We start from the raw sequence: 24,622 nt of genomic DNA on the forward strand, positions 1-24,622 counted from the left end.
CCCCGGGGGCCCCCCCCGCCCGGGGGGGGGGGGGGCGGGGGGGGGGGGGGGGGGCCCCCCCCGGCGGGCCCCCGGCCCCCCCCCCCCGGCCGGGGGGGGGGGGGCGGGGCCCGCGGAGGGGTTCGCGGCTGCGCGGAGACCACCCGATTTCCACGTCCGGTGGTGACAGCGCATACCGTAGTGGTGTGGCGAACGCGTTGAACTCCAAGACAGACCCCCGCGAACCAGGCGACGACGACGCTGAGAGGGCGCCCCTGCTGCGGGAACCCCGTGAGGGCCTGCCCGAGGTCACCGCCGACGCCGAGACCCTGGCCGGTGTGGTCGCGGCGCTCTCCGCCGGCACGGGCCCCGTGGCGGTGGACGCCGAGCGCGCCTCCGGCTACCGGTACGGGCAGCGGGCCTACCTCGTCCAGTTGCGCCGCAACGGCGCGGGGTCGGCGCTGATCGACCCCATCGCGTGTCCGGACCTGAGCGGGCTCGACGCGGCGGTCGGCGAGGCCGAGGTGGTGCTGCACGCCGCCCACCAGGACCTGCCGTGCCTGTCCGAGGTCAACCTCCGCCCCAAGCGGCTGTTCGACACCGAACTGGCCGGACGGCTCCTGGGCCACCCCAGGGTGGGCCTGGGCTTCATGGTGGAGCGGATGCTCGACATCCGGCTCGCCAAGGAGCACTCCGCGGTGGACTGGTCGCAGCGCCCCCTCCCCGAGGACTGGCTGCGGTACGCGGCCCTGGACGTGGAGATCCTCATCGAGCTCCGCGACTCCCTGGAGGTCGAGCTGGAGGAGACCGGCAAGATCGGCTGGGCCCGCGAGGAGTTCGCCGCGGTCCTGGCGGCTCCGCCCAAGGAGCCGCGGACCGACCCCTGGCGCCGCACCTCGGGCATCCACCGGGTGCGCAACCAGCGCGCCCTGGCCGCCGTGCGCGAGCTCTGGTACGAACGCGACCGCATCGCCCAGGAGCGGGACATCTCGCCCGGACGGGTGCTCCCGGACGCGGCGATCGTGGAGGCGGCGACGACGATGCCCCGTTCCACGACGGACCTGGCCAAGATCCGGCAGTTCGGGATCAAGCTCGCCCGCCGCTACCTGACGACGTGGATCAAGGCGGTCAACCGCGCGCGCGACATGGCGCAGGCCGACCTGCCCCGGCCCAACGCGCCCGGCGACGGCCCGCCGCCGGTGAACCGCTGGGCGGACCGGGCCCCCGAGGCCGCGCGCAGGCTGGAGGCCGCGCGGACCACGGTCACGGGCATCGCCGAGGACATCGTGATGCCGACGGAGAACCTGCTGCTGCCGGACACGGTCCGCCGGCTCGCCTGGGCGCCGCCGGAGACCGTGGACCCCGACGCCGTGGGGGCTTTCCTGCGCGAGCGCGGGGCACGCGAGTGGCAGGTGGGACTGACCGCGGAACCCCTGGCCACGGCCTTGCGGGACGCGGAGAAAAGCTAGCGTTTACCCGCTTCTCACCCAATCAATCCAAACGTGATGGAAGTCACCGACCCATAAGGGTGTCTGACGCCTGTTCCGTAGCCCCGTGTCCGATTAAGTTATAGAAACGTGCCTTGGAATATCAGGGCTTCTTGACCTCTTACGGGTGTGACGGCCGTCGGCTGCGAGGCCGCGGCTGCGCGATCAGGGAAATGTGGTGAGTCTGCTGTCGTTCTGGCGTGCGTTGCTGCGCGAGACCGGGTTGACGGGTGCGACCAGGACACGGTCCGCCGATTCCGCCAGCGCCGTACCCGCTCGCGAGGAACAATCCGTGACCCGTCCGGCCGAGACCCCCGTGCCGAGCCCGGCCCCCGTGGGCGGCGGGGGGTTCGAGACGCTCTCCCTGGCCGAGGAGCGGTCCGAGACCGCCCCGGACGGCGCCCCCGCGCCCACGTCGGGCATGCGGGCCGCGTCCCTGGAGCGCACCCTGCGCTCCCTCGTGGAGCGGCTGGGCACCGAGCACCCCGACACCATCACCGCGCGCAACAACCTGGCGACCAAGTACGCGCAGATGGGGCGCCGCCAGGCGGCGGTGCAGCAGTTCGAGCTGGCGCTGTCCGAGGCGGTCGCGGTCTTCGGCGACGAGCACCCGCGCACCGAGATCATCCGGGAGAACCTGGCCTGGGCCTTCGAGGACGCCGGACGCCCGGCGGACGCCTCCGGCCAGTGGGAGCTGCTGCTGCGTGAGCGCGAGCGCCAGTTCGGCGCCTCCGACGAGGACACCGTGGAGGCGCGCATGCGCCTGGCCGTCTGCTACCGGCGCAGCGGCCGCCTGGACGCGGCGGTCGCGCACTACCAGCGGGCGATCGAGGACGTGGCCTCGACCGAGCGGCGCGAGGAGCTGCGGCTGGGGCTGAGCGCGGCGCACAACATGTCCGGGCGCTACGACGAGGCGATCAACCAGCTCCGCATGGTCCTGGCCGCGCGGCGCCGCCGCCTGGGCAAGGGCCACCTGGACACCCTGGCGGTGCACCACCGGCTGGGCCGCGCCTACACGCAGGCGGGCCGCACCGACGAGGCCGTGGAGAGCCTGCGCGAGGCCTACCGGGTGGCGCTGAACTCCTCCGGCGACCCGGAGGTGCGGCGCCTGACCCTGCGGTTGCGCCGCGACCTGGCCGGCGCCTACAACGCGGCCGGGCGGCACCGCGAGGCCAACGCGCTGCTCTGACGGCGCGGGCGCGGCGGAACGCGAAGGGGTCCGATCGGGGCCGGGGTGGACCACCCCGGCCCCGACGCGTGTCCGCGCCCCGTCCCGGCCGCGGCCGCCGGAGGATCCGGGGCGGCGCGGAGCCTCGGCGCCCACCCCGCGGGCCCCTCCGCCGGGACCCGCCGCGGCCCGTCCCCGCGGCTCCGGCGCGCGCGGGAGCCGCGTCGCGCCGAGCGGCCGGTCGCGGGCCGGACCCGGTCCCAGGATGTCGCGAAGACGTCGGCCCCGCCGCTCGCACAATTTGTTACTGGCGAGTAGCATGGGCGCGACAAGTCCACTCACCCTTGGAGAAGGAGGGCCCATCGTGCCGCGAACTGCCCGCGATGTCGTGTTTGTCGACGGGGTCCGCACCCCGTTCGGCAAGTCAGGCAAGGGCCTCTACGCCGAGACGCGCGCCGACGACATGGTCGTCCGCGTCATCCGCGAACTGATGCGCCGCAACCCCGGCCTCCCGCCGGAGCGCGTCGACGAGGTCGCCATCGCCGCCACCACCCAGATCGGCGACCAGGGCCTCACGATCGGGCGCACCGCCGCGATCCTCGCCGGGCTGCCGCGCAGCGTCCCCGGCTACTCCGTCGACCGCATGTGCGCGGGAGCGCTCACCGCCGTCACCACCTCGGGCGCGGGCATCGCCTTCGGCGCCTACGACGTGGTGATCGCGGGCGGCGTGGAGCACATGGGCCGCCACCCCATGGGTGAGGGGGTCGACCCCAACCCGCGGATCGTCTCCGAGAAGCTGGTCGACCCGTCCGCGCTGGTCATGGGCAACACGGCCGAGAACCTGCACGACCGGTTCCCGAGCATCACCAAGGAGCGCGCCGACGCCTACGCGGTGCGCAGCCAGGAGAAGGTCGCCAAGGCCTACGCCGACGGCAAGATCCAGCCCGACCTGGTCGAGATGCTGGTCCGCTCCCTGGAGAAGGGCTACGGCCTGGCCACCCGGGACGAGCCCCCGCGCCCCGGCACGACCATGGAGTCGCTCGCCGGCCTCAAGACCCCGTTCCGCTCGCACGGCAACGTGACCCCCGGCAACGCCGCAGGCCTCAACGACGGCGCCACCGGAGCCCTGCTGGCCGCGGAGGACGTCGCCGAGGAGCTGGGGCTGGACTCCCGCATGCGCCTGGTCGACTTCTCCTTCACCGGTGTCGAGCCCGAGGTCATGGGCGTGGGCCCCGTCCCCGCGACCGAGAAGCTGTTCGCCCGCCAGGGCATCTCGATCGACGACATCGGCCTCATCGAGATCAACGAGGCCTTCGCCGTCCAGGTGCTCGCCTTCCTGGAGCACTTCGGCCTCGCCGACGACGACGCCCGCGTCAACCCGTGGGGCGGCGCCATCGCCGTCGGGCACCCGCTCGCCTCGTCCGGCGTGCGCCTGATGATGCAGCTCGCGCGCCAGTTCGCCGAGCGCCCCGACGTCCGGTACGGCCTCACCACCATGTGCGTCGGCCTCGGCATGGGCGGGACCATCCTGTGGGAGAACACCAACTACGAGGGGGGCAAGTGAGCAACGCGATCGAGCAGGCGAGGGAACTGTTCAAGGACGAGGTCGTCACCAACGCGATCTCCCGCGACGTCGAGCTCCCCTACGGCGCGGGCACGGCCGTCCTGATCACCCTGGACAACGGGCACGACCACACCAAGCCCAACACCTTCGGCCCCGGCGGGCTCCTCGGCCTGGACGCCGCGATCGAGGCCGCCCGTGCGCGCACCGACATCGCGGCCGTGGCCGTCACGGGCAAGCCGTTCATCTTCGCCGTCGGCGCGGACCTGACCGGCGTCCCGGCGATCCGGACCCGCGAACAGGCCCTGGCCATCGGCAAGCTGGGACACGACGTGTTCCGCAAGCTCGGCGAGCTGGACGTGCCCACCTTCGCCCTGGTCAACGGCGCTGCCATGGGCGGCGGCGTCGAGGTGGCGCTGCACTGCACCTACCGCACCATCTCCTCCGGCGTGCCGGCGCTCTCGCTGCCCGAGACCTTCCTCGGCCTGGTGCCCGGCTGGGGCGGCACGTACCTGCTGCCCCGCCTGATCGGCGCCGAGAAGGCCCTCAAGGTCATCATCGACAACCCGCTCGCCCAGAACAAGATGCTCAAGGGCACGCAGGCCTTCGAGATGGGCATCGCCGACGCGATGTTCGACCCCGCCGACTTCGTCGAGGAGTCCCTGCGCTGGGCCGCGAAGGTCGTCAAGGGCGACGTCGTCGTGGAGCGCCCCGAGGTCGACGAGGGCGAGGCCTGGGACAACGCGGTCAACATGTCCCGCTTCACCGTCGAGGGCAAGCTGCACGGCGCCGCCCCGGCCCCGGCCCGCGCCGTCGAGCTCGTCGCCGAGGCCAGGAACCGCACGCGTGACGAGGGCTTCGCCGCCGAGGACGAGGCGCTCGCCGACCTCATCATGAGTGACGAGCTCAAGGCCGGCCTGTACGCGTTCGACCTGGTGCAGAAGCGCGCCAAGCGCCCCGCCGGCGCACCGGACAAGTCGCTCGCCCGCAAGGTCACCAAGGTCGGCGTCGTCGGCGCCGGGCTGATGGCCGGACAGCTGGCGCTGCTGTTCGCCCGCCGCCTCGACGTCCCCATCGTCATGACCGACCTGGACCAGTCGCGCCTGGACAAGGGCGTCGCCTACGTCCACGGCGAGGTCGACAAGCTCCTGAAGAAGGGCCGGATCGGCAACGACAAGGCCAACCACCTCAAGGCCCTGGTCAGCGGCTCGCTGACCAAGGACGCGTTCGCGGACGCCGACTTCGTCATCGAGGCCGTGTTCGAGAACATGGAGGTCAAGCAGCAGGTGTTCGCCGAGGTGGAGGCGGTGGTCTCCCCCGAGGCGATCCTCGCGACCAACACCTCCTCGCTGTCGATCACCGAGATGGCCTCCGGGCTGCGCCACCCCGAGCGGGTCGTGGGCTTCCACTTCTTCAACCCGGTCGCCGTCCTGCCGCTGCTGGAGATCGTCCGCGGCGAGAAGACCGACGACGCCTCCCTGGCCACGGCGTTCGCCACGGCCCGGAAGCTGAAGAAGACCGCCGTCCTGTGCAAGGACGCCCCGGCGTTCGTGGTCAACCGCCTGCTCACCCTGTTCATGGGCGAGGTCCTGAGGGCCGTGGGCGAGGGCACCGAGCCCGAGGTCGCCGACCGCGCGGTCGCGCCCCTGGGCCTGCCGATGTCGCCGCTCCTGCTGCTCCAGCTGGTCGGCCCCGCGGTCGCCCTGCACGTGTCCGAGACCCTGCACGAGGCGTTCCCCGAGCGCTTCGCGGTCTCCGCCGAACTGGCCGAGATCGTCAAGGCGGGCAAGACGGCGATCTTCGCACCGGACTTCACCATCGACCCCGAGGTGAGGGAGCTGTTCACCGGCGGCGACAAGCCGTCCGAGGAGAGCGAGATCCTGGACCGGGCGCTGCGCGCGATGGCCCGGGAGGTCCGGCTGATGCTGGACGAGGGTGTCGTGGCCGAGGCCGCCGACATCGACCTGTGCCTGATCACCGGCGCGGGCTGGCCGTTCCACACCGGCGGCATCACGCCGTACCTGGACAAGGTCGGCGTGTCCGAGGCCGTGAACGGCAAGCGGTTCCACGAGGGCGCCCCCAAGGCGTTCTGACCGAGGAGCGCCGCCGGGCGCGGACGGGCCCGGCCACCCCTGCGGGAACAGCGGGGGCGGCCGGGCCCTTTCGCGTTCCCGGGGCCGCGAAATCGCACTTCACAGACATTTCGACTACTCGAACATACCGACCGGTAGCCCTGTGTAATGTCTGCCTCGTGGCAATCTCCCCTGAGCACCAGATATACGCCGAGTTGTTCGCCGACGCGCCCGACATGGCCGTCGGCTTCCTGCGCGACCTCGGCGTGAACGTCCCCGACTACGAACGGAGCGAGGTCACCTCGTGCGACCTCGGCCACGTCGATCCCGTGGAGCGCCGTTCCGACGTCGCGATCATGCTGCGCGGCCCCGGCCCGGACGACCCCCACGACCACCTGATGGGCATCGTCGTGGAGGTCCAGCGCGATCAGAAGGAGCGCAAACGCTTCACCTGGCCCGAATACGTGGCCAGCCTGCGGTCCAGGCACGAGTGCCCGGTCATGCTCCTGGTGGTCTGCCCCCGGCAGTCCGTGGCCGACTGGTACGCCGAACCGATCCACCTGGGCCATCCCGGCTTCGCCCTCCACCCCCTCGTGGTGGGTCCGGGCGACATCCCCGTCGTCACCGACCCCGGGACGGTCGCCCTCTCACCGACCCTGGGAGTGCTGTCGGCGGCGGCTCACGGGCATCTCAAGAAGGACGTCCTGGACGCGCTGCACACCGGCCTGGAATCGATCGACCAGGACAGGGCCGCGAAGTACATTGGATTCGCGCTGCACCTGCTCACCGACACCGATGGACAGAAGACTCTGGAGTCGCTCATGATGGCGGACACCTTCGAATACACCAGCGCCTGGACCGAGAGCCTCAGGGCCGAGGGCGAGGCCAGGGGGGAGGCCAAGGCCATCCTCCGCTTCCTGGCCACGCGCGGGATCGAGGTTCCGGAGTCGGCGCGCGAACGCATCAGCGCCTGCCGCGACCACGAGGAACTCGGCACCTGGCTCGACCGGGCCGCCGCCATCACCCACATCGACGAGCTGTTCGACGAGTGACCTGAGCCCGGGGCGGGCCCGGGCGCCGCGGCGCCCGGGCCCGCGGCCGTTCAGCGGACGGTGGCCGCCCGGAGCGGCCCCGCGGGCAGCGTCCCCTGCTGCCGGTACCAGGCGCCCGTCGCGGCGACGGTCTCGGCGACGGAGCGGAACTCCACGCCCAGGTCCCGCTCGGCCAGGCCCGAGGTGATGTGCCGGTCCTCGCCCTCGCGCAGGACCCGCACCCCGGCGCGGGTCGCCGTCGGCTCGCCGCCGCCTAGGCGGGCCTGGAGCTCCATGAGCGACGCCGCGGCCAGCGCCAGCCCGGCCGGGACCGCCCGGGGCGGGCGCACGCCCGTCTCGGTGGCGACCGCCCCGGTCAGCCCCGGCACGGACCGCTTGACCCCGGCCACCACGTAGCGGTCGTGCCGGCCCACGCGGGCGGCTGCCACGCAGGCGAAGGCCACATCGCGGGCGTCCACCACGTAGTTGGACAGCCTGGGCACCGCCTTGACCGCCCCCCTGGCCACGCCGAGGAAGAGGCGCCCCGAGGAGGTGGGGCCGGCGTCGCCGGGCCCCCACATCCACCCCGGCAGGACCACCGAGACGCGGGTGGAGCCCGTCCGCCCCGATCGGATCATCTCGTCCACGGCCCGCTCGGCGCGGACCTTGCTGGAGGGGTAGCACTCCGAGACCCGCAGCCCCGCGTACTTCTCCGGGGGCGGGGTCGACTCGTCGGCGGGCTGTTCGGGCCCGCGCAGCGCCAGCGTGTTGATGGAGCTGGTGTGGACGAACACCGGCACCCCCGCCTCGGCCGCCGCGGCCAGGACCTGGCGGGTCCCGGTGACGTTGACCCGCTCCAGGGGCTCGGTGAGGGAGGGGTCCTGGAAGTACTCGCGGAAGTAGGCGGCGGTGTGGAAGACCTCGTCCACCCCCGCGAAGAGGGCCCGGTAGGAGTCGGGGTCGGTGACATCGCCCGGGGCCAGGCGCAGGCGGGGATCGGCGGGGAGTAGCGTACGGGCGCGGTCCGGGTCGCGGACCAGGGCGACGACCTCCTGTCCCTGCTTCAGCAGAAGTCGCACGATGTTGCTGCCCAGGAGCCCGGTCGCGCCGGTGACCAGGGCCCTCTCCCTGGTGGGGAGCGGTGTGGTGTGGGTGTCCGCCATGGTTTCACATCCCAAATATTATATAGTTGATCTATAATCATTACTCGTGATTATTTATGGAGTGAGGGTGACCGAGTTATGGAGAACGCGGCCGAGTGGGACACCCCCCTGTGGCACACGACCGGTTTCCGGCTGATCAAGCTGGGCGAACTGGTCCAGGCGACCACCGCGTCGATCTTCGGACCCCAGCAGATCTCCTCGCGCGAGTTCCACGTCCTGTCCGCGGCGGCGTCGATGTCCAACCCCTCCCAGAAGGAGCTGAGCCGGGTCCTGGGCGTGGATCCCAACGTGATGGTGGGGCTCGTCGACAGGTTGGAGGAGCAGGGGCTCGCCGTGCGGGAGCGCAACCCCCGGGACCGGCGGCGCTACATCGTGACGACGACGGAGAAGGCGGCACGCCTCCTGGAGGAGGCCCGCGAGACCGTCGCCGAGGCGGAGTCGGAGTTCTTCGCCACGCTGTCGGAACAGGAGGTCAGGACCCTGCACGAGCTGGCGGGGCGCCTGCTCGCCACCCATCCCCGGGTGACCAAGCAGGAGTAGCCGGGAGGGTTCGTGTGTCGGGGGGCCCCCGCGGCCCCCCCCCCCCCCCGCCGCCCCCCGCGGGGCGCCCCCCCCCCCCCGGGCCCCCCCCCGCCCCCGGGGGGGGGGGGGGGGGGGGGGGGGGCCCGCGCGCCCCCCCCGACACACCGGGCGTCCTACTCGGAGATCCCGAAGCGCGCGTGCACGCGCTTCAGCGGGGCCGGCGCCCACCAGTTGGCGCGGCCGGCCAGCCGCATGAACACCGGTACCAGCACGCCGCGGATGAGGGTGGCGTCCACCAGGATCACCACCGCCATGCCGATGCCGAGCATCATCAGGTAGAGGACGTCGGAGACGGCGTAGGTGGCGAAGGACGCGGCGAGGATGACCGCCGCCGCCGTGACCAGCGGGCCGCTGCGCTGGAGCCCGGCCGCGACCGCCCTGGTGTTGTCGCCGGTCAGGTCGTACTCCTCCTTGATCCGGGACATCATGAACACCTCGTAGTCCATCGACAATCCGAACGCGATGCAGAACATCAGGATCGGGAACGTCGTCTCCAGCGTGCCGTTGGCGGTGAAGCCCAGGACCCCGGACAGATTCCCCTCCTGGAAGATCCACACCAGGACCCCGAACATCACCGCGAGGCTGAGCACGTTGAGCACGATCGCCTTGGCGGGCAGCAGGATGCTCCCGGTCATCAGGAAGAGGATGACGAAGGTGATCGCGAGGATGAGCCCGAACACCAGCGGGACCTGGCCCAGCAGGGCCTCGCGGAAGTCGGTCAGGTCGGCCGGGTAGCCGCCGATCTGCGTGTCCCCGGGGGCGGGCACGTCCCGGATCCGCTCGATCAGGTCCTCGACGTCGGTGAGGGCGTCGGAGCTGGGCACCACGGAGAACCAGGTGGCCTCGGCCGAGCCGAACCTCTCGTCGGCCCCGGGCTCGGGCCCCGCGGCCGCTTGGCCGCCCGCGTAGCGGCCCGTGAGCGCGTCCACCTGGTAGACGCCCTCCACCTGCGACAGGGCCTGCGCGTACTCGCCGAGGGCGGCCGTGTCGGCCCCTCCGGGCGTGTCCACCAGGACCTGCACCGCGTCCATCTCCTCCTGGACGAAGTTGGTCTCGATCTGGTCCTGGACGTCGCGGCTGGAGTTGCCCTGGGGCAGCACGCGGGCGTCGGGCAGACCGAAGTCGAGCCCCGTGGCCGGGGCCGCCAGGAGGAGCACCAGGCCCAGCGCGGGCAGGCCCCACAGGATCGGCCGGCGCATCATCCTCAGGGCGGTGGAGTGCCACCACCCGCTGTCGGGGTCCGGCTCGCGCTTGGGGCGCACGCGGTGCCCGACCTTGGCGAGCGCGGCGGGCAGGATGACCAGCGCCGCGAAGACCGAGGTCACCACGGCCCCCACGCCCGAGTAGGCGAAGGACTGGAGGAAGGGGAACGGGAAGAGCATGAGGCAGGAGAGCGCGACCGCGACGGTCAGTCCGCTGAAGAAGACGGTGCGCCCGGCCTTGGCCACCGCCAGCGTGACCGCCTCGGGGACCTCCCGCCCCCTGGCGAGCTCCTCGCGGAAGCGGTTGATGACGAACAGGCTGTAGTCGACGCCGAGCCCCACGCCCATGACCAGCGTGAGGTTGGCGGCGAAGGTGGACACGTCGGTGAAGTAGGTGACGCCGCGCAGCAGCGCGAGCGTGGCGATCACCGAGAAGAGGCCCATGCCCAGGGTCAGCGCGGCGACGGAGACCCGGCGGTAGATCAGGAGCAGCAGGACGAACACCAGCGGGAAGATGATCACCTCGGCGCGGATGAAGTCGGCCTGCGCCTGCTGGGCGGCCTGGCGGAAGATCTCGTCGCCGCCGCCCACCTCCACGCGCAGGACCTCGTCGTCGCGGGTGAACTCCGGGGAGATCTCACCGAGCGCCGTGCGCGCCTCGGTGACGGTCCCCTCCATGCGGACGGTGATCAGCGCCTGGGACCCGTCCTCGGAGCGCATCGCCGGGGAGTCGCCCCGGCCCCAGTAGGACGCGGTCTCGGCGACCTCCTCGCGGGAGGCCAGGTCCCGCTCCAGCGCGGTCGCCGCCTGCACGACCTCCGGGGCGTCCACGTCGCCGCCCTGGGCGGTGACCAGGAGCAGGAAGTGGTGCTTGCCGGTGCCGAAGCCGTCCTCCAGCAGCTGCTCGACCCGCTCCGACTCCGAGCCCGGGCTCTCGAAGCGGCTGAGGAGCAGGCGGTCCATGGTCCCGGCCGCCAGGACCAGGCTGACCAGGGCCAGCGCGATGCAGGCCAGGATCACCCGGCCGGGGCGCCGGGCCAGTCCCTCCCCGAGCCGGGTCAGGAACGGGGGGCGCCCCGGCGGGGCCCCTTCTGTGCTCGGCGGTGAGGTTGTCGTCGGTGACGAGGCCATCGTGTGTGTTCGCCTTCCAGGGTCAGGAGGTGGGGGCGTGCCGCTCCAACCACGCGGCAGCCGTCTCGTACAGGTGCTCGGATCCGGCGTCGACCGTCACGAAGTGGCCGGCGTCGTCCAGGGTCGTGGCGGTGACGTCGGGGCTGGAGGTGAACAGCCCGGGATAGCCCTCGACCCCCTGGCGGAGGACGTCGTGGGCGCCGAAGACCAGGTGGACGGGGACGTCGATCCCCCCGACCAGGTCCAGGTCGTAGAGGATCGCCATGGGCTCGGAGATCATGACGCCGCAGGGGTTGCGGCTCCAGTGCTCCTCCACCTCGGCGACCACGGCGGGGTCGGCGCCGGATCCGAGCCCCCCTTCGCGGAAGTCCTCCAGGGTGGGGTCGAAGTGGACGTAGCCGCGGGGGTCGCCCGGTTCGGCGTGCTCCTCGCCGCCCTCCAGGCAGGTCTGGTAGGCGGTGAGGAAGCGCCGGTTGGTGTCGTCGGTGATGCCCACGGCCGCCCACCCGGTCAGGAGCAGGCCGTCCACGTCGCCGAAGGAGACGGAGGCGGTCTCGGCGACCAGGGCGCCGCTGGAGTGGCCGCCCATGACCACGGTGTCGAAGGCGGCGGGCTCGCCCCCCTCCACCCCGTACTCGCCCTCGCGGAGCTGCCCGACCACCTGGTTCGCGATGTCGGCGTGGGCCCCGCTGCAGCTGGCGAAGCCGTCGGGGATGTCGCTGGACCCGTAGCCGAGGCGGTCGATGGTGACCGAGGCGTGGCCGCGGGCGGCCAGCTCGTTGACGTAGTTGCGCCCCTCGACGTCCAGCCGCCAGATCCACTCGCCCGTGTTGGTGCCGTGGACCAGCAGGGTCACGGCCGGGGCCTCGGCCTCCAGGACCTCGGCCGGCGCGGTGAGGTGGCCGCGCACGGTGTACTCCTCACCATCGGCGGAGCACTGGCCGCGGGTGCGGTTGACGTTGTCGACCGTGAACTCCACGGGGAGGTCCACCACCCCCTCGGGGAGTTCGGCGGGGGCGGCGGGCACGGCGGCGCCCGCCGCACCGGGAGCCCCCGCGTGCGGGGCCGCGGACGCGGCCCCGGGGAGGGGACCGTGGCCCCCGGGGGCCGCTGCCGTGGTGGCCGCGACGGTGAGGGCCGCGGCGACGGCGGCCGCCAGGCGGGCGGCGCGCCCGAGGGTGCGGGTCATGTGCGCTCCTTGGCGTGCGTGGGCGCCGGTCGGGCGGCGGGGTCCCGTGGGGTTCACCGGTCCTCCAGCCATGCGGCGAGGTCCTCGCGCAGGGCGGCGGCGCCCGGTTCGAGGACGAGGTAGTGGCCGGCGCCGGCGACCGTGACGGTCTCGCTCTCCGGAGCCCCGGTGAAGAGCGCGGCGTGCGAGGCCCCCTCGCCGACCCGGGTGTCGTCCTCGGCGAAGGCGAAGAGGACGGGGACGTCGATGCGGTCCACCCGGCGCATGTCGGTGGACAGCGCCTCGACCTGGGTGCCGAGGTCCCCGCAGGGGGTGCGGTCCTGGAGGGTCGCGGCGAGCGCGGCGGCCGGCGTGGAGGTGTCGTGGAAGTTGGCCCTGGTGAAGGACGTGTCGCCGACGTCGACGTAGGTGTATCCGGCGGGGTCGTCCCCGTCCGGGTCGGGCGGACCCGCGCCGGCGTCGGCGGGGACCCCTCCCTGCATGCAGGAGGCCAGGCCGCCGAAGAAGCGGGCGTTGGCGCGGTCGGTGACGCCGGTCCCGCTCCAGGCCATCAGGACCAGGGCGTCGGGCGCCCCGGCCCCGTCGAAGGAGTAGGCGGTGATCTGAGCGATCTGGGCGCCGCTGTGGTGCCCGGCCAGGGTGACCCGGTCGAAGGCCGGGACGCCGCCGTCCAGCGCCGAGGGGTCCCCGACCGTGTAGTCGCCCTCGCGGACCTGGGCGATGACCTGCGACGCCATGTCGGCCTGGCTCCCCAGGCACAGGGCCATGCCGTCGGGGCGGTCGCTGGCGCCGTAGCCGAGCCGGTCCAGTGTGAGGGAGGCCTGGCCCAGCAGGGCCATCTCCTCCGCGTGGTGGAGTCCGGGCCCGTCCATGCGCCAGAACCACTCCCCCGCGGCCTGTCCGTGCTGGTAGACGGTGACGGCGGGTTCCTCCTGCGCGAGCACCGCCGCCGGTGCGGTCAGGTGCCCCCGGAGGGTGTACTCGCCGCCGTCGCTGTTGCACGGCAGCCGGGAGTCGTTGCCGTTGGTGACGGTGAAGGAGACGGAGACGTCGACGATGCCGGCGTCGGCCATCCGCCGCGCGGTGGCCTCGGCCCGCTCCTCCGCCGTGGGCACGGGCGCCGCCGAGGGCCCGGAGCCGCCCGCGGGCAGCAGCACGAGCACGGCGGCGGCCACGGCGGCGGCGCCGGCCCCGGCGATCAGGGCCTTCCTAGTCCCGGACATGGGCCACCTCGGTGTTCTTCCTGTCGGGCTCCGCGACCGGGGCGGGCGCGGGGCCCTCCTCCGGGGTCCCGGGGCGGCCGGTCGTGGTGTCGGGGCGGGCGGCCCCGGCGTCCGGGTCCTCCCCGCCGGGCCCGTGCGGGCGGACGGGCTCGGCCGCGCCCTCGCCGAGGGTCGCGTCGAAGGCCCGGTGGAAGCGGCGCAGCGGCTCGGGGGCCCACCAGGTGGCCCGCCCGGTCATGCGCAGCACCGAGGGCACCAGGAAGCAGCGCACGACGGTGGCGTCGACGACCACCGCCAGGGCCACGCCCCAGCCGAGCATCATCGTGTTGGTGACGCGGGAGGCGCCGATGGCGAACAGGACGACGGCCAGGGTGACGGCCGCCGCGGTGATGATGCCGCCGGTGCGCCGGAGGCCGAGTTCGACGGCGGCGCGGTGGTCGCCCACCCGGTCGTACTCCTCGCGCATCCTGGACATCAGGAACACGCCGTAGTCCATGGACAGGCCGAAGGCGATGCAGAACATGAGGACGGGCAGGGCGGTGTCGATGAACCCGGTGGGGGTGAAGCCCAGCGGCCCGCTCAGGTTGCCGTCCTGGAAGATCCAGACCACCGCGCCGAACATGGCGGTGAGGCTGAGCGCGTTGAAGAGCACGGACAGCAGCGGCAGGACCAGGCTGCCGGTGAGCAGGTAGACGAGGACGAGCATGCTCGCGACGACGGCCGTCAGCGCGAGCGGGATCTGCTCGGCGATCGCGGCCTGCGCGTCCACGACGGCGGCGGCCTGGCCGGAGACGGACGTCTCCAGCGGAGTTTCGACCGCGCGGATGGCGCGGACCAGGTCCTGGCTCTGGGGGGAGATGTCCTCCACCCCGGGGTCGGGCATCACCTGGAGGTAGGCGAGGTCGTCGGACTCGCGCAGGGCGTCCACGGGGGTGCGGGCCCGGGTGTTGGCGCCGTCGGAGTACACGCCCAGGGGCGAGCGGACCTCGTCGACGTCGTCCAGGGACGACAGGGCGGAGGCGTAGGCGTCGAGGGCGTCGGCGTCGGTGTCCTGCGGGGGGCTGTGGACGAGCACGTCGACCGCTCCGGTCGCGGTCGAGCTGAAATCGTCGCGGATGACGTCCATGACCTGGCGCGACTCGGTTCCGGCCGGCAGCTGGCGGTCGTCGGCCATGCCGAACTCCACCCGGAGGAAGGGCAGCCCGGCGGCGACCAGGACGACGAGCGCCACGGAGGCGAAGACGGGGGCGCGGTGCATGACGAGGCGGGTGAGCCGCCGCCAGCGCCGGTCGGCGGCGTCCTCCGGGGAGAGGGGTTCGGCCGCGCCGGTGCGGCGGCGGAGCAGTCGGCGCGGGTCCAGGGAGTTGACGCGGTGGCCGAGGAGGGTGAGCAGGGCCGGGAGCACCACCAGTGAGGCGAGGGCCGCCAGCGCCACCACCGTCACGCCCGCGTAGGCGAAGGAGCGCAGGAAGTAGAGCGGGAAGAGCAGCATCGCGGCCAGGGCGGCGGAGATCGCCAGCGCGGAGAAGACCACCGTGCGCCCGGCCGTGCGGACGGTGACGGCGGTGGCCGTGGGCGGGTCGGCCCCGGCGGCCAGCTCGGCCCGGAACCGGCGCACCATGAGCAGGGCGTAGTCGATCGACAGGCCCAGCCCGAGGGCGATGGTGAGGCTCTGGGCGAAGACCGACACGTCGGTGAACCCGGCGATCACGTAGAGGGCGGCGTTGGTCCCGATGACGGCGACCACGCCGACCAGCAGGGGGAGGACCGCCGAGACGACGCTGCCGTAGACCCACACCAGGATGAGCAGGGTCAGGGGGAGGGCGATCAGCTCCGAGCGCAGGAGGTCCTCGGCGATGGTCGACTCGATGTCGTTCAGTACGGCGGTCTGCCCGCCGACACCGACGGTGAGGGGGCCGTGCTCCCCTCCGTAGGCCTCCGCGATCGCGGCGACGGCGGGGCCCGCCTCGTCCTCCGTGCCGCTCACGTGGGCGGCGATGAGGGCGCGGGAGCCGTCGTCGGACTTGAGCTCCTCGGAGCCGGTCTGCCAGTAGGAGGTGACGCCGGCGACGGCGTCCTCGTAGGCCAGCCCCTCGGCCAGTCCGAGCGCCCGGCTGGCGACCTCGCGGTCGTCCACCCCCGCCTCGGCCTCGACCAGGAGGATCAGGTTGGGCCGGCTGTCGGGGAAGTGCTCTTCCAGGACGTCGCCCGCCAGGGCGGACTCGGAGAGGGGGTCCTCGGTGCCCTGTCCCGCACGGAGCCGGTCCGCGACCCCCGAGCCCAGGACCACGGCCCCGGCCACGGCCAGCAGGGCGGCGAACAGCACCCACCAGGGTCTGCGCGTGGTCAGCCCGGTCAACGCGTCGAGCATCGTGCCACCCCCGTTCGTCTTGTGCGCGCGGGACGGCCGGCGGCGGTCGGAAGGCTCCGACCGCCACGGCGCGTACCGTCGTCGCCACAGTATCGTATAAGCATGCGACGATCATTCACCTAAACAATAGGGTTCACATATCGTTTACTCGGGGGAGCGCTGAACCTGCGGCAGCGGCGCGGCGTCGAGGAAGTCCCCCGCCCGCCAGCCGGGGTCCAGGACGGAGACCGACGCGACCACCGCGTCCGGGCGCACGTGCACCACCCACTCGCCCCCGGCCCCGCCCCTCGGGGGCCCGTCCCACCGCGCCACGTCGTGGGCCGCGGGGTCGGGCGCCGCTCCGTCGCGGCCGGTCAGCAGGAGCACGTCCACGTCCTCGGGGACCGCGCGCCTCAGCTCGGCCGCCGCGTCGGCGGCCCTCCGGGAGGAACCGCCGACCAGCAGCGCCTGCCGCCCGGAGGCGAGGTAGTCGTGCAGGCTCTCGGCCTTGGTCCCGGCCGCGGGGACGAGCGGCGCGTCGCCGATCCGCCGGCCCGGGACCGCGTTCCCCACCGCCTCGCGCTCCCGCCAGCCGGGCGGGGGCGCGGTGACGGCGGGGCTCTCCCGCAGGTCCGGGGAGATCTGGGCCAACTGCGGCACCAGCCGCTTCTCCAGCAGGCCCGACGCCGAGAGCGTGCGCATGAGCGTGTCGCGGAACAGGCGCGCCAGGGGCGCCCGCACCATCCACGTGCGGGTCTGCTGGTCCGCGCTGCGCACCACCGCCCGGGCGGTGGGCCGGCGTTCGAGCGGGTAGCTGTCCAGCAGCCCCTCCGGGGCGCCCCGGAGCACGGAGGCCAGTTTCCAGCCCAGGTCGAAACCGTCCTGGATGCCGGTGTTGAGGCCCTGGCCCCCCGCCGGACTGTGCAGGTGGGCCGCGTCCCCGGCGATGAGCACGCGCCCGCGCCGGAACTCGCGCGCCACCCGGGCGTGGACCCGGAAACGGCTGCGCCACCACACGCTCTCGATGCGCATCCCCGCGGGCCCCCGCTCGGCGAGCAGCCGGGCGAGCAGTTCGTCGCCGGGCGGCTCGGCGTCCCCGTCCGGGGCGATGTCGAAAAACACCCGGTGCCCGCCGCCCGGCAGCGGCACGATGACCAGCACCCCGTCGGGGGTGAGGTGGTACTGGGCCTCCTTCTCGGGAACGGGGCCGCTCACCACCCCGTCGCTGAGCAGGAACACGCGGTCGTAGGTGTCGCCCTCGAAGGCCACGCCGAGCGACTCGCGGACCGCGCTGCGGCTGCCGTCCGCGGCCACCACCCAGGCCGCGGAGACCTCCTCCCGGCCGTCCGGGTCCCCGGAGGGGCCGAGGACGACCCGCACCCCCTCCCCCTCCGGGGTCGCCGAGTGGACCTGGGTGGACCACTCGACGGACCCGCCGAGTTCGAGGAGGCGGTCGTGGAGCGCCTGCTCGGTGCCGGGCTGGGGCAGGCAGACCGGGCCGGGGAAGGCGGTCCCCTCCAGAGCCCCGAAGCGCACCCCGCCGATCCTGCGGCCTCCGGAGAAGTAGGACGCCGACGCCAGCGGGAGGGATTGGCCGATCACCCTCTCGTGGACGCCGAGCCTGCGCAGGACCTCCAGGGCCCCGCTCCACAGGATGAGCGCCTTGGGCTCCTCGGCGACGCCCGCGCGGCGTTCGACCACGCGGCAGGGCACGCCGTTCTGGAGCAGGGTGCACGCGGCGGCGAGCCCGGTGGGACCGGCGCCGACCACCAGCACCTGCGGGCGCTGACCGGAGGCGCTCACAGGACCCCCTCCGCCGCTCGCCGCGGCTCGCCCGCCGCGTCCAGGAGCGCGGTCACGTCGGCGATCGCCTGGGCGTTGTCGCGGAAGCGGACCGTGGCCATGCCCATCCTGGCCGCGGGCTCCAGGTTCGCCTCCAGGTCGTCCACGAAGAGGCAGCGCTCGGGCGGCAGGTCCAGCCGCGCGAGGAGGCGCTCGTAGATCTCGGCGTCGGGCTTGCGCACGCCCTCGTGCGCGGAGTTCACGACGACCTCGAAGAGCTCGTCGGCGGGCACGGTGGCCCGCCACAGCTCTTCCCACTCGATGACGTTGTTGGTGAGCAGGGCGACGCGGTAGCCGTCCCCGCCCAGCCGGCCCAGGAAATCGGCGAACTCCCGGTTCCCGGTGCGCCCGGCGAACCAGGTCTCGCCGAAGGTCCGGCCCTCGGGCAGCGCCCAACCCCCCTCGGGGAGCTCGGCGGTGACCTGCGAGACGAGGTCCGCCTCCGTGATGGCGCCGACCTCCAGCAGTGCCATGGGGTCGGCGCCGTTGCGCTCGGCGGCGGCCCCCATCGCGGTGAGGACGGCGTCGGGGGTCAGCCCGGCGGCCCCGGCGAAGTGCTCCAGGGTCTCGATGAGCGGGTTGGTGAGCACGCCGCCGTAGTCGCAGACGACGGCCTCGATGCGCTTCAGGACCACTGCGCCACCTCGATCCGGAAGGTGCTGCCCGTGACGCCCTGCTGGATGACGCGGACGTCCGCGCCCATGACCGGGCCGAACCGCTCGTCGCTGCGGAAGGGGACCAGGTCGGCCTCCACGACGGAGGCGAGGTCGTTCTCGGAGAACGAGGAGAACGACGCCTCCACCGAGACGGGCGCCAGGGTGGCCGGGTCCAGTCCGCTGGAGCGCGCCACGGCCGCCACCGCCAGCTGGCGGGCGGCCTCGATGAGCAGGTTGCCCGGCAGGTGGTCCAGCGGGTGGTCGAACAGGTGGGGGTGGCTGTGGTCGGGGACCACGGTGGCCCTCCAGCCCTCCTCGCCGCGCTGGACCGGTTCGGTGATGACGACGTTGCGCGGGTCGCGCCGGCCGACGACCGAGGGACGGGCGGGGACCGCGCGGGGCGCGGGTCCCGCGCTCCAGTCCAGGGCGTCGCGCCCCTTGCTGCGCAGCGCCTGGTAGGTGAGCTTGCTGACGAAGATGAGCGCGCCGGTGGCCTTGGCGACCTCGGCGCCGTTCAGCAGGACGTCGCCCCGGAAGTCGTATCCGCGCAGCTTCCCGGCCTGGTTGCGGTAGAGGTCCGCCTCGGTCCGGACCAGCATCCGGCCGGGCTCGGAGCCCTGGCGCAGACCGTCGAGGTCGGTGATGTCCAGCGACATGCGCTGCATGATGAACGCCCGGTCCATGGGGACGTTCAGGTGCCGGTGGGAGATGAGCACGCCGGTCTGGCGGCACGCCTCCAGGATCAGGGGCAGGTCGTAGGCGGGCGACTCCAGCATGACGTGGCCGCGGGGGAGCTGGGCGGCCACGTCGAAGGCGCTCTCCCCCGTCTGCTGGGAGTCGGTGACGAAGACCTCAGAGACGGCGTTGCGGTGGACGAGCCCCCGGGGCACCGTCGAGTCGTAGTCGAGTTCGCGGACCTCGGCGTGCTCGGGGTCGAGCCCGACGAGGGTGACGCGGTCGCCGGCCGCGGTGGCGGCCGGCTGCGCGCTGGTCGTTGCGTGGTTCATGTGCTTCCCTTTCGTTCGCGTTCCCCGGACGGGAGGCGTCTCCCGGTCGGGACACGAGGTTCGGAACGGCAAAGAAGGGTGGTTCCCGTGTCGGGGCGGGCGGGCCACGGGCCGCCTCCGCACAAGGACCGAGTATCCGGAGGAGCCCTGAAGGAGCCCTGAACAAGACCTGAAGGCGAATCGCGAAAGAAGTTCGCATTTTTCGGCGCACACCACATCCACCTGCGAAAATGCACGCGCAATTGATCAAGGACCATGATCGTCACTGGATTGTGACTATCAACACAAGAGATGGCCTCGGGCTTGTCCCCAACCCCCGGGGCTGGGAAGCCGCCGCGGGCGGCGTCGGAGCGGAGCTTATCCATTACTTACAGGCATGGCCTGCGTGTTTATGATCGACTCGCCGCGCCCCCGGCGGCACGGAAGCGGCTGGGAGCGCTGTTCCACCCCGCAAGTCCCTGAAATTCTCTCGGCGCCGGAACACGGAAGAAGGACCGGAGAACCGAAAGAAGCAGGAGCACGTCAACGCGAGGAAGAGTCAGCTGGAAAGGCTCCTGAATGCACAGAACACAGCCTGAGACCACCACCCTGGCCGTACTGGGCGAGCTGGCGGTCACCGACGGCACCGTTTTCCTCCCCCTGGGAGCCCCCAGGCAGCGCGCGGTGCTCGCCGCCCTGGCCATCAACGCCAACCAGTCACTGACCACGCAGCGCATCATCGGCATGGTCTGGGGTTCGACCTATCCGGCCTACGCCAACAACCTGGTGCACAAGTACGTCTCCGGCCTGCGCCGGGCCCTGGCCGGCCTCCCGGCCCACCGCCAGGTCCGCATAGAGAGCGGGTCCGAGGGCTACCGGCTCGTCGCCAGGCTGGACCAGCTGGACCTGACCCTGTTCCACATCCATGTCGAAGCCGCGCGCGACCTCCGTGAGCACGGGGAGCCGGGACGCGCCGCGGAGATGTTCGGGGAGGCCCTCGCCCTGTGGCGGGGCCCCCTCCTCGGCGAGCTGCCCGGAATCGCCTTCGACGACGAACGCGACTTCATGGAGACCGTCCGTCTGGTGGTGCTGGAGGAGTACGCGGCCCTGAGCATCCAGGTCGGCCGCCACAACGACGTGGTGGGGATCCTGCGCACCACCCTGCGCCACCACCCCCTGGAGGAGAACCTGGCCAGGCTGCTGATCCTGGCCCTGTACAAGGCCGGGCGCACCGCCGAGGCGATACGGGTGTACCAGCGGCTGTCCTCACGGATGCTGGGAGAGCTGAACATGCCGCCCCGCCCCGAGCTGAACGACCTGTACCACGCCATCCGGCGCCACGCGCCGATCCCCGCCCCGCACGCCTGACCCCGAGCTGCGACCACCGCCCGACGGCCGCGCGCACCGTCCCGGCGCCGACGCACCCACCCGCTTGTGACGGCCGGCCCGCCGGGCCCGGCCGGCTCGGCCCCGCGGCGCCGAGCACAGCGCTCCCCGGCGGCATGCCGCCGGGGAGCGCCCCTTGCCCGTCAGACCCCGGCGGGTTCCCGGTCCCCGTCCCGTGCCCGGTCGCCGGGCACGGCGGCGTCCTCGTCGTCCCCGCCCTCGGAGATCCCGATGCGGTCGTGGAGCAGGCGGAGGGGGCGCGGCAGCCACCAGTTGGCGCCGCCGAGCAGGCGCATCGAGGCGGGCACCATGACCGCGCGGACCAGGGTCGCGTCCACGAGCACCGCGATGGCCAGGCCGATGCCGATGATCTTCAGGAACAGCAGGCCCGAGGTGCCCATCGCCAGCAGCACCACCATGAGCAGGATCGCGGCGCTGGTGATGATCTGGCCGGTGTGCTGGAGGCCGGCCGCCACCGACCGGGTGTTGTCCCCCGTGCGCAGGTACTCCTCGCGGACCCGGCTGAGCAGGAACAGCTCGTAGTCCATCGCCAGGCCGAAGGAGACGATCGTGATCAGCACCAGGTAGGTGGGGTCGATCGTGCCGACGGCGTCGAAGCCGAGCAGGCCGGCGAAGCCGCCCTCCTGGAAGCCCCAGACCGCGATGCCCAGGGAGGCGCCCAGCGACAGCGCGCCCATCAGCACGGCCTTGACGGGCAGGACGATCGACCCGAAGGCGAGGAACAGCAGGAACAGGGTCGCGGCGGCGACGAAGCCCACCGTCGTCGGCACCGAGTCGACGATCGCGGACACGTTGTCCTGCTGCATGGCCGCCACGCCGCCGACCAGGGTCCGCTCGGCCCCCTCCGGGGCGGGCTCGGCCCGCACGTCGCGCACCAGCTGCGCCACCTCCGGGGAGTCCGACTCCCCCTCGTAGGCGACGAAGACGTGGGCGATGCCGTCGCCGGTGCGCTCGACGCGGGAGAGCGAGGCCCCGGGCAGCTCCGCCAGGCGCTCGCCGTACCCCTCCAGCGCCTCCTCGCCCGCGTCCCCGACCACCGCCACGTCGAGGCGGCCCAGGCCGCCCGCCGGGAAGTCCTCCGCCACCGCCTCGGTGGCGATCCGGCTGCCCGCGTCGCCGGGCAGGTAGCGCTGGTCGGTGGAGCCGAGCTGGGTCGAGGCCAGACCGGAGCTGAAGACCAGCAGGACGGCGCCGACCGCGACCAGGGACACGGCGGGGCCGCGCATCACGGTCCGGGCCAGGCGCGCCCAGGCGCCGGCGTTCTCGTGGACGGCGCCGGTGACGGTGCGCCGGGGCAGGGGGATCCTGAGGCTGTTGATCCTCCGGCCGACCACGGCGAGCAGGGCCGGCAGGAAGACCAGGGCGGCCAGCAGGTCGAACAGCACGACGGCGATGCCGCCCCAGCCGATCGACTTGAGGATGGGCTGGGGGAAGAACAGCAGGCCGGCGAAGGCGATGCCGACGGTGATGCCGGAGAAGGCCACGGTGCGGCCGGCGGTGTCGACGGTGCGGCGCACGGCGTCGCCGATCGCCCGTCCCCGCCCCAGCTCCTCGCGGAACCGGCTGACCATGAACAGGCCGTAGTCGATGGCCAGTCCCAGGCCGAGGATGGTGGCGACGTTGACCGCGAACACCGACACGTCGGTCACGTAGGTCAGGGCGCGCAGGACGGTCAGGGAGCCGAGGATGGCCAGTCCGCCGACGGCGAGCGGGACCAGGCCCGCGACGAGGCCGCCGAAGATCACGACGAGGAGGAGCAGCAGGACCGGCAGGGTGAGGAGCTCGGCGCGGACGATGTCGGTCTCGGCCGTCTCGGACAGCTCGTGCTCGACCGCGACGGGGCCGCCCAGGTGGACCTCCAGCGTGCTGGACTCCAGGTGCTCGGCGACCTCCTCGTACTGGTGGAGGCGTTCGGCGTGGCTCTCCCCGGTGAGGGTCACGGGGATGTAGGTCGCGTGCATGTCCTCGGCCACGAGCATGCCGCGCTCGGTCTCGGGGAGCTCCTCGTCGAGGTAGACGTCGAAGTCGGCGACGGCGTCGGGCATGCCGTCGGCGATGCGCTGCACGGCCGCGGCGAAGGTGGGGTTGTCCACCTGGATCTCGTCGCTGCGGTAGACCGCGACGACGTCGACGCCGTCGTGGCCCAGGCCCTCCTCCAGGAGGCGCGTGGCCTCGGAGGACTCCGACCCCGGGTCCTCGAACCCGCTCTCGCTCACGTCGGAGAAGACCCCCGACCCCCACACCGCGGCGAAGACGGCGAAGAGCGCGGTGGCGGTCAGGACGGCCCAGCGCCAGCGGTGGGCCCCCAGACCGAGGCGCCCGAAAAGTCCGGTGTGTGTCGGCATACGCCGCCCTCTCAGCGAACGGCCCTCATGTCCGTCAACGGTGTTTGCTAACGGTGTTCACTAAAGCGTGCGGGCGTTACGCTGTCAACGTCGCCAACGAGGACCACAGCGCCCCGACCGGGGCGCCGGAGACGGGGTGTACCGCAGCACATGACGAAATCCCAGCTCGCCCGGGGGGACGGGCGGCCGAGCCGCCGCGAACGTGTGCGCGAGGCCACACTGTCCGAGATCAAGGCCATCGCCCGACGGCACCTGGTGGACCACGGGGCCGCGGGCGTCTCCCTGCGGGCCATCGCCCGCGAGATGGGCATGACCGCCCCCGGGCTGTACCGCTACGTCTCCGGCATCGACTCGCTGCTGATACTGATCACGGCGGACATGTTCACGGAGCTGGCCGACGCGGTGGCCGAGGCCGACGCCAGCGTGCCCGACCGGGAGACGGACCTGCGCATCCTCACCTCCCTGCGGGCCTTCCGCTCCTGGGCCGTTGCGCACCCGGCCGAGTTCGCCACCATGTTCGGCCCGCGCGCCCGCCTGGACCCGGAGGCCGACCCCGCCCCGGCGATGGAGGCCGGGCGCAGGTTCGGCGCCACCTTCTACACTCTCTTCGACCGCCTGCTGTCCGAGGAGCGCTTCCCCCTGCCGGACGGGGACCGCATCACCCCCGAACTCGCCCGCGAGCTGCGCGCCTTCGCCGACAGCTGCGGCTTCTCCGCGCCGCACATCCCGGTGGAGGCGATCATGGTGCTCAGCAGCTGCTGGGTGCGCCTGTACGGGGTCGTGTGCATGGAGGTGTTCCAGCACCTCGATTTCGTGATGCAGGACATGGAACCGCTCTTCGAGTCCGAGCTTCAGAACCTGTTGGCGGGACTCGGCGTCCGGTACCGGCCGCCGGAGAACAGCACGCCGGTTACCATCGGTACGCCCCCTTAGGCCCCATACTGAAGCTCTGTGCACCTTGCCGGATTCGCCCCGGGGCGTCTCCGGCCCCAGCCCGGTGGGCTCTGGCACCCTAGCGAGGACGGACCCCGTGGAGAACCGACCCGGCGGTGAACGGGGCGACGCCCCCCGCCCCGACCAGCCCGGCCCCGCAGACTCGCCCGTCCCCTCCGAGGCGCGCGACGGGCGGGGGTCCCCCCTGCCGTCCGACCCCGCGCCGGAGGGGGAGTCCGGGAGGGCCGGGGCCGCGGACCCGGCCCCCTCCTCCGAGCGGGGGCCCGCCGCCCCCGACGGCGCCTCCGACGGGGA

General features: G+C 73.0%; 17 protein-coding genes. 8 read left to right on the plus strand and 9 right to left on the minus strand.

All coding sequences use genetic code 11. The features are described 5' to 3' along the window. The first annotated feature begins 197 nt into the window (after nucleotides 1-197). From ACIRPH_RS26650 to ACIRPH_RS26670, 5 genes are all read left to right on the plus strand, one after another. Nucleotides 198-1,448, plus strand: coding sequence for an HRDC domain-containing protein (locus ACIRPH_RS26650; protein WP_402919553.1), 1,251 nt, complete (start codon nucleotides 198-200; stop codon nucleotides 1,446-1,448). 202 nt (nucleotides 1,449-1,650) lie between these two features. Further along, nucleotides 1,651-2,655: a tetratricopeptide repeat protein gene (locus ACIRPH_RS26655; protein ID WP_402919555.1), complete on the plus strand. Its 1,005-nt coding sequence runs from the start codon at nucleotides 1,651-1,653 to the stop codon at nucleotides 2,653-2,655. Between the two features lie 367 nt (nucleotides 2,656-3,022). Beyond that, entirely contained in the window at nucleotides 3,023-4,198 is a 1,176-nt protein-coding gene (locus ACIRPH_RS26660; protein WP_402919557.1) for a thiolase family protein, read from the plus strand. After that, nucleotides 4,195-6,288, plus strand: a complete 2,094-nt coding sequence (locus tag ACIRPH_RS26665; RefSeq protein ID WP_402919131.1) for a 3-hydroxyacyl-CoA dehydrogenase NAD-binding domain-containing protein — start codon at nucleotides 4,195-4,197, stop codon at nucleotides 6,286-6,288. The genes ACIRPH_RS26660 and ACIRPH_RS26665 overlap by 4 nt, the downstream gene beginning before the upstream one ends. Nucleotides 6,289-6,446: 158 nt before the next feature. Next, the gene (locus ACIRPH_RS26670; protein WP_402919133.1) at nucleotides 6,447-7,319 is read left to right on the plus strand and encodes a hypothetical protein; all 873 of its coding nucleotides are present in this window, start codon (nucleotides 6,447-6,449) and stop codon (nucleotides 7,317-7,319) included. A gap of 50 nt (nucleotides 7,320-7,369) precedes the next feature. Here the strand turns inward: ACIRPH_RS26670 and ACIRPH_RS26675 are convergent, their stop codons facing one another. Beyond that, complete coding sequence (locus ACIRPH_RS26675) at nucleotides 7,370-8,461, minus strand: NAD-dependent epimerase/dehydratase family protein (protein ID WP_402919135.1); 1,092 nt, start codon at nucleotides 8,459-8,461, stop codon at nucleotides 7,370-7,372. A gap of 78 nt (nucleotides 8,462-8,539) precedes the next feature. On the opposite strand from ACIRPH_RS26675, the gene ACIRPH_RS26680 reads away from it, so the two are divergent. Beyond that, on the plus strand, nucleotides 8,540-9,001 hold the full coding sequence (locus ACIRPH_RS26680) for a MarR family winged helix-turn-helix transcriptional regulator (RefSeq protein WP_402919137.1): 462 nt from the start codon (nucleotides 8,540-8,542) through the stop codon (nucleotides 8,999-9,001). A gap of 155 nt (nucleotides 9,002-9,156) precedes the next feature. Here ACIRPH_RS26680 and ACIRPH_RS26685 read toward each other — a convergent pair whose 3' ends face one another. The 7 genes from ACIRPH_RS26685 to ACIRPH_RS26715 form a co-directional block, all read right to left on the minus strand. Next, nucleotides 9,157-11,376 (minus strand): MMPL family transporter, encoded by a 2,220-nt coding sequence (locus ACIRPH_RS26685; protein WP_402919138.1) that lies wholly within the window; start codon nucleotides 11,374-11,376, stop codon nucleotides 9,157-9,159. Between the two features lie 22 nt (nucleotides 11,377-11,398). Next, a complete protein-coding gene (locus tag ACIRPH_RS26690; RefSeq protein ID WP_402919140.1) occupies nucleotides 11,399-12,565 on the minus strand; it encodes an alpha/beta fold hydrolase in 1,167 nt (388 codons plus the stop codon). Nucleotides 12,566-12,618: 53 nt separating this feature from the next. Beyond that, nucleotides 12,619-13,788 (minus strand): hypothetical protein, encoded by a 1,170-nt coding sequence (locus ACIRPH_RS26695; RefSeq protein WP_402919142.1) that lies wholly within the window; start codon nucleotides 13,786-13,788, stop codon nucleotides 12,619-12,621. Continuing rightward, a complete protein-coding gene (locus ACIRPH_RS26700) occupies nucleotides 13,775-16,159 on the minus strand; it encodes an MMPL family transporter (protein ID WP_402919144.1) in 2,385 nt (794 codons plus the stop codon). Before ACIRPH_RS26700 ends, ACIRPH_RS26695 begins: the two co-directional genes overlap by 14 nt. Before the next feature lie 144 nt (nucleotides 16,160-16,303). Further along, on the minus strand, nucleotides 16,304-17,941 hold the full coding sequence (locus tag ACIRPH_RS26705) for an FAD-dependent monooxygenase (RefSeq protein ID WP_402919146.1): 1,638 nt from the start codon (nucleotides 17,939-17,941) through the stop codon (nucleotides 16,304-16,306). Further along, a complete protein-coding gene (locus tag ACIRPH_RS26710; protein WP_402919148.1) occupies nucleotides 17,938-18,615 on the minus strand; it encodes an HAD family hydrolase in 678 nt (225 codons plus the stop codon). Before ACIRPH_RS26710 ends, ACIRPH_RS26705 begins: the two co-directional genes overlap by 4 nt. Beyond that, nucleotides 18,606-19,643 (minus strand): ScbA/BarX family gamma-butyrolactone biosynthesis protein, encoded by a 1,038-nt coding sequence (locus ACIRPH_RS26715; protein ID WP_402919149.1) that lies wholly within the window; start codon nucleotides 19,641-19,643, stop codon nucleotides 18,606-18,608. Before ACIRPH_RS26715 ends, ACIRPH_RS26710 begins: the two co-directional genes overlap by 10 nt. Nucleotides 19,644-20,201: 558 nt before the next feature. Here ACIRPH_RS26715 and ACIRPH_RS26720 point away from each other — a divergent pair. Then, entirely contained in the window at nucleotides 20,202-20,990 is a 789-nt protein-coding gene (locus tag ACIRPH_RS26720) for a BTAD domain-containing putative transcriptional regulator (protein ID WP_402919151.1), read from the plus strand. Between the two features lie 161 nt (nucleotides 20,991-21,151). Here the strand turns inward: ACIRPH_RS26720 and ACIRPH_RS26725 are convergent, their stop codons facing one another. Then, a complete protein-coding gene (locus ACIRPH_RS26725; RefSeq protein ID WP_402919153.1) occupies nucleotides 21,152-23,374 on the minus strand; it encodes an MMPL family transporter in 2,223 nt (740 codons plus the stop codon). Nucleotides 23,375-23,524: 150 nt separating this feature from the next. Between ACIRPH_RS26725 and ACIRPH_RS26730 the strand changes: the two genes are divergently transcribed. Next, nucleotides 23,525-24,307 (plus strand): TetR/AcrR family transcriptional regulator, encoded by a 783-nt coding sequence (locus ACIRPH_RS26730; protein WP_402919155.1) that lies wholly within the window; start codon nucleotides 23,525-23,527, stop codon nucleotides 24,305-24,307. Nucleotides 24,308-24,622: the final 315 nt, after the last annotated feature.

Origin of the sequence: Nocardiopsis sp. NPDC101807, assembly GCF_044766605.1 — a bacterium.
GTDB classification, from domain to species: domain Bacteria; phylum Actinomycetota; class Actinomycetes; order Streptosporangiales; family Streptosporangiaceae; genus Nocardiopsis; species Nocardiopsis tropica.